Source organism: Ruegeria sp. K3, from assembly GCF_056531845.1.
In genome coordinates this window covers 117,570-131,158 of sequence record NZ_JBQFMM010000001.1, presented here as the reverse complement: position 1 = coordinate 131,158, position 13,589 = coordinate 117,570, and the positions used below count along the sequence as shown (strand labels likewise).

The window sequence follows — 13,589 nt, the reverse complement described above, 5'->3', positions numbered from 1 at the left end:
GATCCAATGGGGTTCTTACCGCTTCTCTGGCGGCTTCGGTTCTGGTTTCAGTGGTTGACCACCTCGTACGGTGTGCTGAACCAGTATTCCTCCAAGTTCGGGCCTTCCCCGATCCGATCAACGACTGCGAACAGACCGGGTCCATGCAAGGGTGTCAGGACTCCGTGCCATGTTCCCCGGTGATAGTTCACCGCCTGTCCTGGCTGTGTAATGAACGCGCGAGGACGACCCGGTTGCCCCTCCTCATCCGGGGCGACGATCACGAGAAAGGGCTGGTGAGTCATCGGAATGAACGCCTGGCTGCCGTCGGGATGACGCTCAACCATCGCTAGCTGATAAGGCAGTTCGCGTGGGTTTGCATTGAACAGGCTGATGCCCGCTTGGGCATCACCGAAATCCAGCCTTGCCCGATCATGATACCGCCCGCACTGGCCCTGGTTGATGATCTTGTCGGCCTCACCTGACACATCAATCAGATCACCAAACGGTGCGAAAGCTTCGGCCGAGATCGGTTCAGCGACAATCCGCGTCATGAGGGCAGCACAACGCGAAGACGGAACTCGGCAATCCGCTCGACCTGTCGGCAGGCCTCGGCGAACTCGGTTTCGCGATCCTGTTCGATGCGCCGTTCGAATGCGTTTAGGATCGAAGCCTTGTTGTGGTCCCGTACGGCAATGATGAACGGAAAACCGAATTTTTTCGTATAGCGCTGGTTCAGTTCGGTGAAGGTGGCGCGTTCCTCATCCGTCAGCGCATCAAGCCCTGCCGAGGCTTGCTCGGACGTGCTTTCCTGTGTCAGCCGCTTAGCCTGCGCCAGTTTGCCGGCCAGATCAGGGTGGGCTGTCAAAACGCCCAACCGTTCCTCGGTTGAGGCGGACCGGAACATGCGGGTCAAAGCACTGTGTAATCCGCCTGCCGTGTCATGCGCCGCGCCCAATTCCAGATCATAGGCGCGCTCGGCGATCCAAGCGGAATGCTCGAAGATACCTCCATACGCAGAGACGAATTCTTCGCGGCCCATTTGCGAGGGTTGTGGACGCTCAGCCGCCGGGTGCTTTTCGGCCCAATGCTCGGCAATCTGCAATCGCGTCGCGAACCACACGTCCGAGAACCCGCGCGCGTAATCCAGAAACCGTTTCAGCGCCATGACGCGTCCCGGTCGCCCGATCAGGCGACAGTGCAAACCGATCGACAGCATCTTGGGTGCACCAGCCTCACCTTCGGCATAAAGCGCGTCGAAACTGTCTTTCAGATAAGAATAGAACTGATCCCCGGCGTTGAACCCCTGTGGCGTCGCAAAGCGCATGTCGTTGCAATCCAGCGTGTAGGGAACAATCAACTGATCCCGACCACCGGTTTGCATCCAGTAGGGTAGATCGTCTGCATAGGTATCGGCAACATAAGCAAAGCCACCTTCCTCGGCGACCAGACGCACGGTGTTGTCCGAACAGCGCCCAGTGTACCAGCCGCGCGGGCGATCCCCTACGACTTCGGCATGCAGACGGATCGCTTCGGCGATCTGGGCCCGTTCTTCCGCCTCGGGCATATCCTTGTGCTCGACCCATTTCAGGCCATGGCTGGCAATCTCCCACCCTGCCGATTTCATCGCCGCAACCTGATCTGGCGAACGCGCTAACGCGGTAGCCACACCATAAACGGTGATCGGTAGGTCTTTCATCAAGCGATGCAGGCGCCAGAACCCCGACCGCGAGCCGTATTCATAGATCGATTCCATGTTCCAATGACGCTGGCCCGGCCACTGCGCCGCCCCAACGATCTCGGACAAGAACGCCTCGGACGCAGCGTCCCCGTGCAGAACACAGTTTTCGCCACCTTCTTCGTAGTTCAACACAATCTGCACAGCCAGTTTTGCACCGCCGGGCCATGCGGCGTCAGGTGGGTTGGCTCCGTATCCGATCATATCGCGGGGGTAACGAGGCGGCTGCATAGGGTCTTCCAGTCCGATTAGGTGTTTTGACAGCTTTACCGCAGAAACGGTCCATTGATTATCAAATCAATCCGAACACTGTTTCCAGTTCTTTCGGCATTTCAACCATTTTGTGGTTTGGCCCAGACTGTGGCACACCAAAAGAAACACATAGGAGAGACCCTTGGCTGGCTATCTGACAACCCACGTTCTCGACACGGCGCGCGGCTGCCCCGCTGAGGGGTTGAAAATCGCGCTCTACAAAGTGTCAGGGAACTCGCACCTTAAACTGGTCGAGATGGAAACCAACGCGGATGGCCGAACCAATAGCCCGATCTTACCGCAGGACGACTTTAAAACCGGCACTTATGAGCTGATATTCTTCGCCGGAGATTACCTGCGCGCGACGGGTCAGGATGGCGATGATCCTCTGTTTCTGGATCAGGTGCCGATCCGCTTTGGCATGTCCGATGCGGACGCGCACTACCACGTTCCGCTGCTGTTGTCCCCCTACGGCTATTCGACTTACCGGGGCAGCTAGCCCTAGACTTCGGCGCTTCGAACCACTTTGCCGATCCGGTCAATCATGAAATCCATAAACAGCCGCGCCTTCGGGTCCTGATGGCGGCGATGCGTATAAAGGCAGGCCATTTGCACGGGAACCGGAGGCGTCTTCATCGCCACCGGGATCAGCCTCCCCGCCTTCAAATGCTCTGACACCTCAAAAACGGGTTTCATGGCAATACCTTGCCCAGACAGCGCCCAATCGGTCAAAACATCACCATCGTCACATTCATACCTGCCCGAGACAGCAAATCGTTTCGGGCCATCGGGTGTTTCCAGCATCCACTGAAACTCTGCCGCGCCGGGGAAGCGCAGGTTCAAGCATTCATGCTTGCCTGAAATCAGATCGGATCCAGCTTCGGGCATCCCACATCGGCTCACGTAATCAGGGGCCGCGCATAGCACACGCTGACAATCCGCAATCTTGCGAATGCGCAATGTGCTGTCTTCGGGCTGACCGATGAAAAAAGCCAGATCCAAGCCTTCGGTGGTCAGATCAACCGAGCGGTCTGTCAGTCTTAGGCGCACATCAATCTCAGGGTATTCTGACAGAAAATCAGGTACATGAGGCGCCAATAACCGGCGCCCGACACCTAAAGGCGCGGCAACAAACAGAGACCCGCGGGGGGCTTCGGTCAGATGCGTGACCTGGGCCTCTGCCTCATCAACTGCATCCAGAACCGCAACCGCGCCGGGGTAGAACGCCCGCCCCTGTTCCGTTGGTGTCAGGTTCCGAGTTGTGCGCTGAAACAGGCGTACTCCCAGATGATCCTCCAACTGCGAAATTCGCGCCGACGTCACCGCAGGTGAAATTCTCATATCCCGCCCGGCGGCTGACATGCTGCCCAAGTCATAGACCCGGACAAAGGTTCGAATGTTGTCGAGATAGGACATCTTATCGTTTTTTTTGATACAGTTTGACAATATACGGGAATACCGAAGAAAAGCCCGTTTGCCTAGTGTGGCGCAACGCAATCGGAGACATAAGCATGTACGACTTCGCCGTTTTCTGGGATTGGATTGGTTTTGGCGTGCGCTGGTTGCACGTTATCACCGCGATTGCCTGGATCGGATCATCCTTCTACTTCATCGCGCTGGATCTTGGTTTGAACCGCGATATCCCCGGACCGGCGGACGGCGAGGAATGGCAAGTCCATGGCGGAGGATTCTATCACATCCAGAAATATCTCGTCGCTCCGGAGCGTATGCCCGACCACCTGACCTGGTTTAAATGGGAAAGCTATGCCACATGGCTCAGCGGTGCCGCGCTACTGATGATCGTCTACTGGGTAGGCGGAGAGCTCTATCTGATCGATGCCCAAAAGGCGGATCTGGCGCTATGGCAAGGCATATTGATCTCGGCTGCCTCGCTGACTGTCGGTTGGCTGGTCTACGATTTTCTTTGCAAGTCGGGATTGGGCGAGCGTCCGACATTGCTGATGGTTCTTCTGTTCGTGCTGCTGGTGATTATGGGCTGGGGATATAACCAGATATTCACCGGTCGCGCGATGATGCTGCATCTGGGGGCTTTCACGGCCACAATCATGACCGCAAATGTGTTCTTCATCATCATGCCAAACCAGCGCATTGTGGTGGACGACCTAAAGAACGGGCGCACACCTGATCCGAAATACGGCAAGATCGCCAAGCTGCGTTCGACCCACAACAACTATCTGACATTGCCGGTCGTGTTTCTGATGTTGTCGAACCACTATCCGCTGGCTTTTGCGACCGAGTACAATTGGATCATCGCCGCGCTGGTCTTCCTGATGGGTGTCACAATCCGGCACTATTTCAACACCCGCCACGCGCGCGCTGGAAACCCAACCTGGACTTGGCTGGTAACGGCTTTGCTGTTCATGACCATCATGTGGTTGTCGACCGCTTCGATGAACGACCCGTTGGAAGAGGCCGAAGCACGGCAACTAACGCCCTACGAACAGAAATTCGCATCAGCGGATGGCTTTCAAGAAGCACAGGACATAGTTCTGGGTCGCTGTTCTATGTGCCACGCGCGCGAGCCTGTCTGGGAAGGCATCCTGTGGGCACCCAAAGGTGTCCTGCTGGAAACCGAAGCCGACATTGCACAGAACGCGCAACAGATTTATCTGCAATCCGGCGTCACACATGCCATGCCTCCCGCGAACGTGACCTATATGGAACCTGAAGACCGGGATGCGATTGTTCGCTGGTTCCGAAATGCCGGTCTGTAGCGGATTGGCACACGAGTTTGCCAATAAAAACACCTGAACTTTGTTTAGTTCTTCCCCTAAGCGCCGTCAGATGCTCTAAATGAATTCAACACGCCGCATTCGTTTTGTTTCGCGGCCATAGCGATTTCGACTTGGGGCAGTTGGAGCCAGACAATGACAGGGAGCAGACCGCGCAGCGATCTGAGAGGCTGGCTTTTTGGTGCGATTGTGGCCTTGCCCCCCAATCTTGCTACCGCGCTAGAAACGACCCTATCCGCCCCTGGTGCATCTGAAGATCTGGTCGACCGCTTGGAAGAGACTTCATCCATCTTCACCTCGGAATCGCGTGGTCTTGATACGTCACTGGAAATACTGTCGGCAGCTTTGTCCGATTACCGCACCATCGTTCAGATCATGTACGATGAAGGCTATTTCAGCCCCGTCGTCAGCATCAAGCTTGACGGGCAGGAAGCCGCCAAAATCAATTCGCTGAACGTTCCAGCCCAATTCAAACGGGCGACTATCCTTGTCACACCGGGACGGAAGTTCAAGTTCGGAACGGCTGTCGTGCAACCGCTGGCACCGGGCACGGAACTGCCCGAAGAGTTCGCCACGGGCAAGACCGCGACCACCGGAGCGATCCAACAGGCGGCTTCGGCCGGGGTGCAGGGCTGGCGCGATACAGGCCATGCCAAGGCGGAAGTGGAAGATCAGAAAGTAATAGCGCGCCATGCGCAGGCACGGCTGGACGCGACAATTGATCTGGCTCCGGGGCCAAGGCTGCGGTTCGGTAAAATGATCATTCAGGGCGATACAAATGTCCGCCATCGATCGATCGAGAAAGTCGCAGGCTTCCCGTCGGGTGAGGTTTATTCGCCTGAACAGGTCCAAAAGGTTGGCACCCGCCTGCGGCGCACCGGCACATTCGCTACGGTTTCGCTCAAGGAAAAAGATGAGCCGAACCCGGATGGCACGCTGGATTTCGACGCAACTTTCGAAGACCTGCCACCGCGCCGCCTAACCTTCGGGGCCGAGATTGCTTCGCGCGACGGGGTTGATCTTACCGCTACGTGGACCCATCGAAACGTCTTCCGGCGAGCCGAAAGGCTGCGGTTCGAGGCGGCAATCCGCAATATCGGCGGTGCCGAGGATATCGATGGACGTATTGGTCTGCGGCTGGATCAACCTGATCGTCTGGGCCCTGACGACAATACATTCTGGAGCGCGCTGTTGGAGCGGCGCAATACCGAAAACTACAACGTCACCGTCGCCTCGCTTGCCTATGGTGCACGCCGCACATTCTCTGACCGCCTCTACGCCGAAGCCTCGGCAGGTTTCCAATGGTCGGACGCAGATGACGCCTATGGCGATGGGCGCAAGTTTCGATACTTCATTCTTCCGTTCCGGTCAGAATGGGATCAACGCGACAGCAAGGTCAGCGCGACGCGCGGTTATTATCTAGACTCGCAAGTCATGCCCTTTGTCGGGTTCTCCGGGTCGGATACCGGCCTGAGAATGTTCTTTGACGGTCGCGCCTATAACGATCTGGGCACCGCCGGTCGGCTGGTGTTGGCAGGCCGGGTGCAGTTGGGATCGGTCCTCGGACCTCCGGCAGATGGTGTGACACCAGATTTCCTGTTCTTCTCGGGTGGTGCCGGTACAGTACGGGGTCAGCCATTTGAAAGCCTAGGTATCCCCGTCGGGGATGGTGTCGCCGGTGGCAAATCTTTTCTGGGGCTCTCAGCCGAGGTCCGAGGCAAAGTCACTGACGCAATCTCGTTGGTTGGGTTTTATGACTACGGTGTAGTCGACACGTCCTCATTCATCGGCAGCGGCGCGGAAGAGCATTCTGGCGCGGGCCTTGGAATCCGTTATGATCTGGGCGGCTTCGGGCCCTTGCGCTTTGACCTTGCGGTGCCGGTTCAGGGCGATACGGGTGACGGGCTGCAATTCTACCTCGGGATCGGGCAGGCCTTTTGATGCGTCGCGTTGTATATCCCCTGTTGCTAAGTTCAGCAGCGATCACCGTTCCCATCGCGGCGACCGCTCAGGAAGAGGGCGGCAGCATGATCGAGCAGTTTCTGCAAGATACCCTGTCCGGTGATGATCAGAATGTGCGGGTGATCGGCCTTGAAGGTGCCTTAAGTTCGCGTGCGACGATTCAGGAAATCACAGTCGCCGATGACGACGGCGTCTGGCTCACCATTAAAAACGCTGAATTGGACTGGAACCGATTGGCACTGCTGCGCGGTCGGTTCTCGGTCAACACACTATCGGCGCAGGAAATCGATATCGCCCGCGCACCCGGTACAACAACAAAGGACGCACCGCCCCCTTCAGCCGAAACCCAACCCTTCCAGCTACCTGAGCTTCCGGTTTCGATTGAAATCGGAGAGCTGCGTGTCGATGACCTTTCTTTAGGTGAGCCGATGATCGGCGTCGCTGCCGAGCTTGCCGTGAACGGCAACCTATCGCTGGCTGATGGAACACTGGATACTACGCTGGATATCGACCGACTGGACCGCGCCGGGGACACGATTGATCTGAAAGCAGGCTTTCAGAACGACAGCCGCCAGATCGATCTGGACTTGACCGTAGCCGAAGCCTCAGGCGGTCTGATCGCAACGGCCCTGTCCATCCCCGATGCCCCGCCGCTTGAGCTGACTGCAAAAGGCTCGGGGCCGATAACGGATTTTAATGCTGATATCGGTCTAAGCAGCGATCAGCAGCTTCGCGTGTCCGGTCAGGTACGACTGCGCACAGCCGAAGAGAGTGGCAACGCCTCCGATGGAATCGCGTTTACTGCCGATGTCGGAGGCGACCTGACGCCGTTTCTGGCCGAAGAGATGGACACGTTCTTCGGTACCGACACACGGCTGTTCGTAGATGGGCGCACCCATTCTGACGGGGCGCTGGATGTATCGGATATCGAGATTACCTCGGAAGCGCTGGACCTCAAAAGCGAACTCAGCCTTGCTTCGGGCGGTGTTTTGAAACTGGTCGCCCTGCAAGGCCGTATCACGCCGCCCGAAGGTGACAAGGTCGTCCTGCCCGTCAGCGGCGGCGATACGTCAATCGGCGCGGCGCAGATTTCGGCCTTGTACAATACCGAGAATGGCAATCTCTGGGACCTGAGCCTGACGACCAACAAGATTGAAACCCCCAACCTGAACCTCGATCATGCACGGATCAGCGGGCAAGGCACGCTAGATCAATCCAGTGGGCTGTCGGTCGATGGCGATCTGCAGGCTGTGTTGGATGGCATTGATCTGACAGATGCCGCACTGAATGCCGCCGTCGGAAATCAGATCACACTGGATGGACAGTTCGAGTACGGCAGCGACCAGACATTGCAATTGTCCGGGGTCGAACTGGTCGGCAGCGACTATACCCTAGACGCTGATGCGTTGATCAGCGGGCTTGCGACCGGGTTGCAGGTTGATGGCACGGCGCTGCTGCAGGCAACCGACCTGTCGCGTTTCTCGGACCTGGCTCAGCTTCAACTTGGTGGCGAAGCTTCGATACAGGTGGTTGGAAAGGGCTCGCCACTGGAACGCAGCTTTGACGGCAAGGTCACGGTGAATGGGCGTGATCTGGTGACCGGGCGTGACGATATTGATCCAATGATCACGGGTGAAACCGAAATCGTTCTGGATGCCAAACGCGACACCGAAGGGGTAACAATTCGCGATTTCACCGTGAATGGCGACGCTCTGACAGCGCAGGCCAGCGGCACGGTCACGACGCCAAATGGCAATCTGACAATTGACGGTCAGGCCAGCGTGAACGCCCCCGATCTGGCGGTGTTCTCAGGCATCGCACAGCGTGATCTGGCGGGCGCATTACAGGCCCGGCTGGATGGCAAAGGCACCGTACAGACGTTGGAATTCGACGGCCAAGCCAGCGTGATCGGAACAAATATCGAAACCGGGATGAGCGAGTTCGACCCGCTGTTGAAAGGCCGGACGTCAATCAATCTGGACGGTGCGCATTTGGGCAACCAAATCGTTATTCGAAACGCCACGGTCAAAAGTGCTGCTATTACTGCTGAGGTAGGCGCAACCATCGATGACCCCACCGGAAACATCGCGGTGGATGGAAGCGCCAAGCTGAACGCCCCCGACCTGTCTTTGTTCTCCGGCCTCGCCGGGCTTGATCTGGCCGGGTCGATTGATGCCGACGTCACCGGTCGGGCCGCGCAAAGCAGCAAGGCCTTTGATATCAAAGGCAACCTGAGCGCAGACGACCTTGCCACGGGTATCCAAGCCGTAGATGCGTTGGTACAGGGACGAACCACGCTGAACGTGGATGCCGCCAACGATGATCAGGGGCTGAACATCCGCACTTTCAGTCTGAACGGAACCGCGCTGACCGCAGATGCATCGGGCCGATTGGATCGGGAGGCCGGTGGCCTCGATTTCTCGGCCATGCTGGACGACATCGGCCGTCTATCTTCGACATTGTCCGGGCCGCTCACGCTGGATGGCAACGTCGCCCCTACAGGGTCCGGTTTGGAAGGCAATGCGCGCCTGCAGGGACCAGATAGCTCGTACGCCAATTTAACCGGAACTGTAGAAACCGGTGGCACCGCGGATCTAAATTTTGACGCCCGCCTGAATCGGGTCGAACGTTTTGTGCCCGATTTCCCCGGAACCGTCGCCGCCAGTGGTACCGCCCGCCGCGAAGATGGGATGTGGACCATCGACGCAAAGGCTAATGGCCCGGCCGATATCAATTCAACGGTTGCCGGGACCTTTAACGAAACCAGCGGCGAAGCGGACCTGAAGATGCAGGGCGGTGTCAACATCGGTATCGCCAATGCATTTATCTCTCCCAACAATCTGGCCGGTACTGCCCGGTTCGACCTGGCCCTGAAAGGGGCACCTGCGCTGGATGCGCTTAGCGGAACGATTTCAACATCCGGCGCGTCGATGGCCTTGCCCGATGTGGGACAGACAATCACTGGCATCGGGGGTTCCGTAAACATCGCGCAAAGCCGCGCCACGATTGCACTGCAGGGTGGGTTACGAGCGGGCGGAGGGTTTACCGTCAACGGCCCGATTGATCTGACGCCACCCTTCAACGCCCAGATAACCACAGCGCTCAACAATCTCGTGCTGACAGACAAGCTGCTCTATGAGACCACATTGAACGGTCAGATCGCCCTGACCGGGGCATTGGCCGGTAACAGTTCGCTGGCCGGGCAGATCAACTTTGGCGAAACCAACATCAATCTTGCAGCCGCCGCAGGAGCAGTCGGCGCAGCACCAATTCCGACGATCCAACACCTGAACGAAAGCCGTGCCGGTTTCGTAACGCGGGAACGCGCCAATCTGGTGGAAACCGAGGATGAGACTAAAAGCAACTCGCGCATGACGCTCGACATCGGATTGCTTGCACCCAAGGCAGTTTTTGTCCGAGGACGCGGCGTGAACGCGGAACTGGGCGGTCGCATACAAATTGGTGGAACTACAACTTCTGTTGTGCCGTCAGGCCAGATTGAGCTTATCCGCGGTAATATCGATATCCTTGGTCGCCGCCTTGCGCTGACTAAAGGTGTGGTCACCCTGCAGGGTGACCTGACGCCATATATCGAGTTTGAATCGTCCTCCAGCACCTCGGACGGCACCGCAACGATCGAGATCGCCGGGCCGCTGGACTCACCCGAGGTCGACGTATTCTCCGATCCAGAGCGCCCGACCGAGGAAGCGCTGGCCATGTTGTTATTCGGCAACCGCTTCTCGGAGCTGTCGCCTTTTGTGATCGCCCAGATGGCGGCCTCACTTGCCCAACTCAGCGGCGCGGGCGGGGATACTACCAAAGGGGTGCGCGAGGCCACGGGCCTGGACACTATCGACCTAGGCGCAACTGAGGGCGGCGGGGGCAGCCTTGGTGCGGGCGCATATCTAAGCGACAATCTCTACACCGATTTCACCGTCAATACCGAAGGTGACACCGAGGTGAACTTGAACCTCGACGTCACCGACAGCTTCACGGTTCGCGGCACGGTGGATGGCCGGGGCGAGACGGGTTTGGGTATCTTTTTCGAACGCGACTACTGAAAAAACAGGCGACCCCAAAGGGCCGCCTTTTTTTCAGTTGATTGAAGACTATTCCGCCGCGACGGCGTCTGCGATCTTTTCGACGCGAATTGCCGAGAACTTGAACTCGGGGATCTTGCCATAAGGATCGATGGCCGAGTTGGTCAGGATATTCGCCGCCGCCTCGACATAGGCGAACGGGATGAACACCATATCTTCGGCAATCGCCCGGTCGGCCCGCACCATGATTTCAATCGAACCGCGGCGAGTAGTCAGACGGATCATATCGCCCGGCTCAATTCCCATCAGTTTCAATGTACGCGGGTTCATCGAGCAGTTCGCTTCAGGTTCCACGGCATCCAGAACGTTGGACCGGCGGGTCATCGACCCGGTATGCCAATGCTCCAGCTGGCGCCCAGTGGTGGCGATCATCGGGTATTCATCATCCGGGGCCTCATCCGGTGGGATGACACTGGCTGGCGTGAACCGGGCGCGACCATCCGCACGTGGGAAACCATCGCCGAACACAATCGCCTGACCTGGGTCTGTCTCGGACAGTGACGGGTAAGTGATCGTCTCCGTCTCAAGCCGTTCCCACGTAATGTTGTCGAGCGAATTCATCGTCAGCTTCATCTCAGCAAAGACCTGAGAAACATCGGAATAATCCCAGTTCAAACCGATCCGCTGCGCCAGCTCAACGGTGATCTTCCAATCCTCGCGCGCCTCACCCGGAGGGGTCACGGCGGGCCGCACACGCTGTACCTGACGGTTGGTGTTCGACACGGTGCCGTTCTTCTCATAGAGCGCTGAGGCGGGCAGAATGATGTCGGCATAGTTCGCCGTTTCGGTCAGGAAGATATCCTGCACGATCATCAGTTCCAGCTTGGCCAGTGCGTCGCGCGCGTGATTCACATCGGGGTCGGACATGGCAGGGTTTTCCCCCTGGATGTACATACCCTTGATGTTGCCCGCATAAGCCTGATCGATGATCTCGGTGACGGTCAGCCCCTTCTCGTTCGAGAAGTCGCGGTCGTCATTCCAGACGTTAGTGAACTTGGCCCGAATGCCGTCGTCGGTAACGGACTGATAGTCCGGCAGGAACATCGGGATCAGGCCCGCGTCTGAGGCACCTTGTACGTTGTTCTGCCCGCGCAGAGGGTGAAGACCTGCACCGGGTTTACCAACATTGCCGGTCATCAGAGCCAACGAGATCAAGCAGCGCGAGTTGTCGGTGCCATGGATGTGCTGGCTGACACCCATACCCCAGAAAATCAGACCGGCCTTGGCTTGCGCAAAGGTGCGCGCCACTCGGCGCAGTTGATCCGGTTCGATGCCACAGATCGGCGACATAGCCTCAGGCGTGAACTGGCGAAGGTGTTCTTTTTCGGCTTCCCAGTTTTCGGTCCAGCGGTGGATGTACTGGCTGTCATAGAGCTCTTCTTCCACGATCACGTTCATGATCGCGTTCAGCATCGAAACATCCGCACCGGGACGGAATTGAAGCATCTCATCAGCAAACTTACGCATCCCAACGCCGCGCGGGTCCATAACTATCAGCTTGCCACCACGTTTGGTGAACTGCTTGAAGTAGGTCGCAGCGACAGGGTGGTTTTCAATCGGGTTGGCCCCGATGATGATCGCCACATCCGCGTTTTCGATCTCGTTGAAGGTCGCGGTCACAGCACCCGAGCCCACATTCTCAATCAGGGCCGCAACAGATGACGCGTGGCACAGACGGGTGCAGTGGTCGACGTTGTTGTGGCGGAAGCCCTGACGGATGAACTTCTGGAACAGATAGGCTTCTTCGTTGGTGCACTTGGCCGAGCCGAAGCCTGCAACGCTGCGTGGGTCTTTGTCGCGCAAGTCTATCAGCTTGGTCGCGGCCAAATCCATCGCCTCTTCCCACGTTGCTTCACGGAAATGGGTATCCAGGTTGCCGGGATCGACGTTCAATCCCTTGGCTGGAGCATCCTCGCGACGGATCAGCGGCTTGGTCAGGCGATGCGGATGGTGAATGTAGTCAAAGCCAAAGCGGCCTTTGACGCACAGACGACCTTCGTTTGCAGGGCCGTTGATGCCCTCGACATACTTCACCTTGCCGTCTTTGACCTTGAGCGAAACCTTACAGCCCACGCCGCAGAACGGGCAGACGCTTTCCGTTTCCGAGTCGTAGTCCTTGCTGTCGCCTCGCTGCTGGTCATCCAGTACGGTTGCTGGCATCAAAGCACCGGTCGGGCAGGCCTGCACGCATTCACCACAAGCCACACAGGTCGAAGCACCCATCGGGTCGTTCTGGTCGAACACCACCTGCGCTGTGTGGCCACGACCGGCCATACCAATCACGTCGTTGACCTGCACGTCGCGGCAGGCCCGGACGCAGAGGTTGCAGTTGATGCAAGCGTCCAGATTGACGCGCATCGCAACGTGGCTGTCATCCAACAGCGGGATTTTCTCGGCCTCTTTCGCCGGGAAACGGCTGTCGCTGACATGGTTCAGCTTGGCCATATCCCAGAAGTGGCTGGAGGTGTCGTGCGCTTCCTCAGGCTGATCCGCGACCAACAGCTCCATGACCATCGCGCGCGATTTCTCGGCCCGGTCGCTGTCGGTCTTAACCACCATGCCGTCGGCTGCCGGACGGATGCACGAGGCGACCAGCGTGCGCTCGCCTTCTACCTCGACCATGCAGGCACGGCAATTGCCGTCGGGTTTGTAACCGGGTTGCGGCTTGTGACACAGGTGAGGGATAGTGAACCCCTGCCCCTTTGCGGCTTCCCAGATGGTCCAGCCCTCGGGCACGGTGACATCTTCGCCATTCAGGTTGAAGGTGACGGTCTTGTTTGGGCTTGCATCAAGCATGGCTGTCTC

The 13,589-nt window shown here is 57.9% G+C and carries 8 protein-coding genes; 4 read left to right on the top strand and 4 right to left on the bottom strand.

Annotation, left to right across the window (positions count from 1 at the left end):
* Positions 1-47: 47 nt before the first annotated feature.
* Together ACR0MP_RS00590 and puuE are read right to left on the bottom strand one after the other, a co-directional pair.
* A complete protein-coding gene (locus ACR0MP_RS00590; protein WP_170736538.1) occupies positions 48-533 on the bottom strand; it encodes an ureidoglycolate lyase in 486 nt (161 codons plus the stop codon).
* Positions 530-1,948, bottom strand: coding sequence for an allantoinase PuuE (gene puuE / locus ACR0MP_RS00585; RefSeq protein ID WP_480885517.1), 1,419 nt, complete (start codon positions 1,946-1,948; stop codon positions 530-532). The genes ACR0MP_RS00590 and puuE overlap by 4 nt, the downstream gene beginning before the upstream one ends.
* A 163-nt stretch (positions 1,949-2,111) precedes the next feature.
* Between puuE and uraH the strand changes: the two genes are divergently transcribed.
* On the top strand, positions 2,112-2,468 hold the full coding sequence (gene uraH / locus ACR0MP_RS00580) for a hydroxyisourate hydrolase (protein WP_170736543.1): 357 nt from the start codon (positions 2,112-2,114) through the stop codon (positions 2,466-2,468).
* 2 nt (positions 2,469-2,470) lie between these two features.
* Here uraH and ACR0MP_RS00575 read toward each other — a convergent pair whose 3' ends face one another.
* Positions 2,471-3,385 carry a LysR family transcriptional regulator gene (locus ACR0MP_RS00575; RefSeq protein ID WP_170511345.1) on the bottom strand — a complete coding sequence of 305 codons (915 nt, stop codon included), beginning with the start codon at positions 3,383-3,385 and terminating at the stop codon, positions 2,471-2,473.
* A gap of 95 nt (positions 3,386-3,480) precedes the next feature.
* Between ACR0MP_RS00575 and ACR0MP_RS00570 the strand changes: the two genes are divergently transcribed.
* The 3 genes from ACR0MP_RS00570 to ACR0MP_RS00560 all read left to right on the top strand — a co-directional run bounded on the left by ACR0MP_RS00570 (position 3,481) and on the right by ACR0MP_RS00560 (position 10,745).
* Complete coding sequence (locus ACR0MP_RS00570; RefSeq protein WP_170404482.1) at positions 3,481-4,704, top strand: urate hydroxylase PuuD; 1,224 nt, start codon at positions 3,481-3,483, stop codon at positions 4,702-4,704.
* A 153-nt stretch (positions 4,705-4,857) separates the two neighbouring features.
* Complete coding sequence (locus ACR0MP_RS00565) at positions 4,858-6,663, top strand: autotransporter assembly complex protein TamA (protein ID WP_480885514.1); 1,806 nt, start codon at positions 4,858-4,860, stop codon at positions 6,661-6,663.
* A complete protein-coding gene (locus ACR0MP_RS00560; protein WP_480885512.1) occupies positions 6,663-10,745 on the top strand; it encodes a translocation/assembly module TamB domain-containing protein in 4,083 nt (1,360 codons plus the stop codon). The genes ACR0MP_RS00565 and ACR0MP_RS00560 overlap by 1 nt, the downstream gene beginning before the upstream one ends.
* 48 nt (positions 10,746-10,793) lie before the next feature.
* Here ACR0MP_RS00560 and fdhF read toward each other — a convergent pair whose 3' ends face one another.
* Positions 10,794-13,580 carry a formate dehydrogenase subunit alpha gene (gene fdhF / locus ACR0MP_RS00555; protein WP_170404492.1) on the bottom strand — a complete coding sequence of 929 codons (2,787 nt, stop codon included), beginning with the start codon at positions 13,578-13,580 and terminating at the stop codon, positions 10,794-10,796.
* Positions 13,581-13,589: the final 9 nt, after the last annotated feature.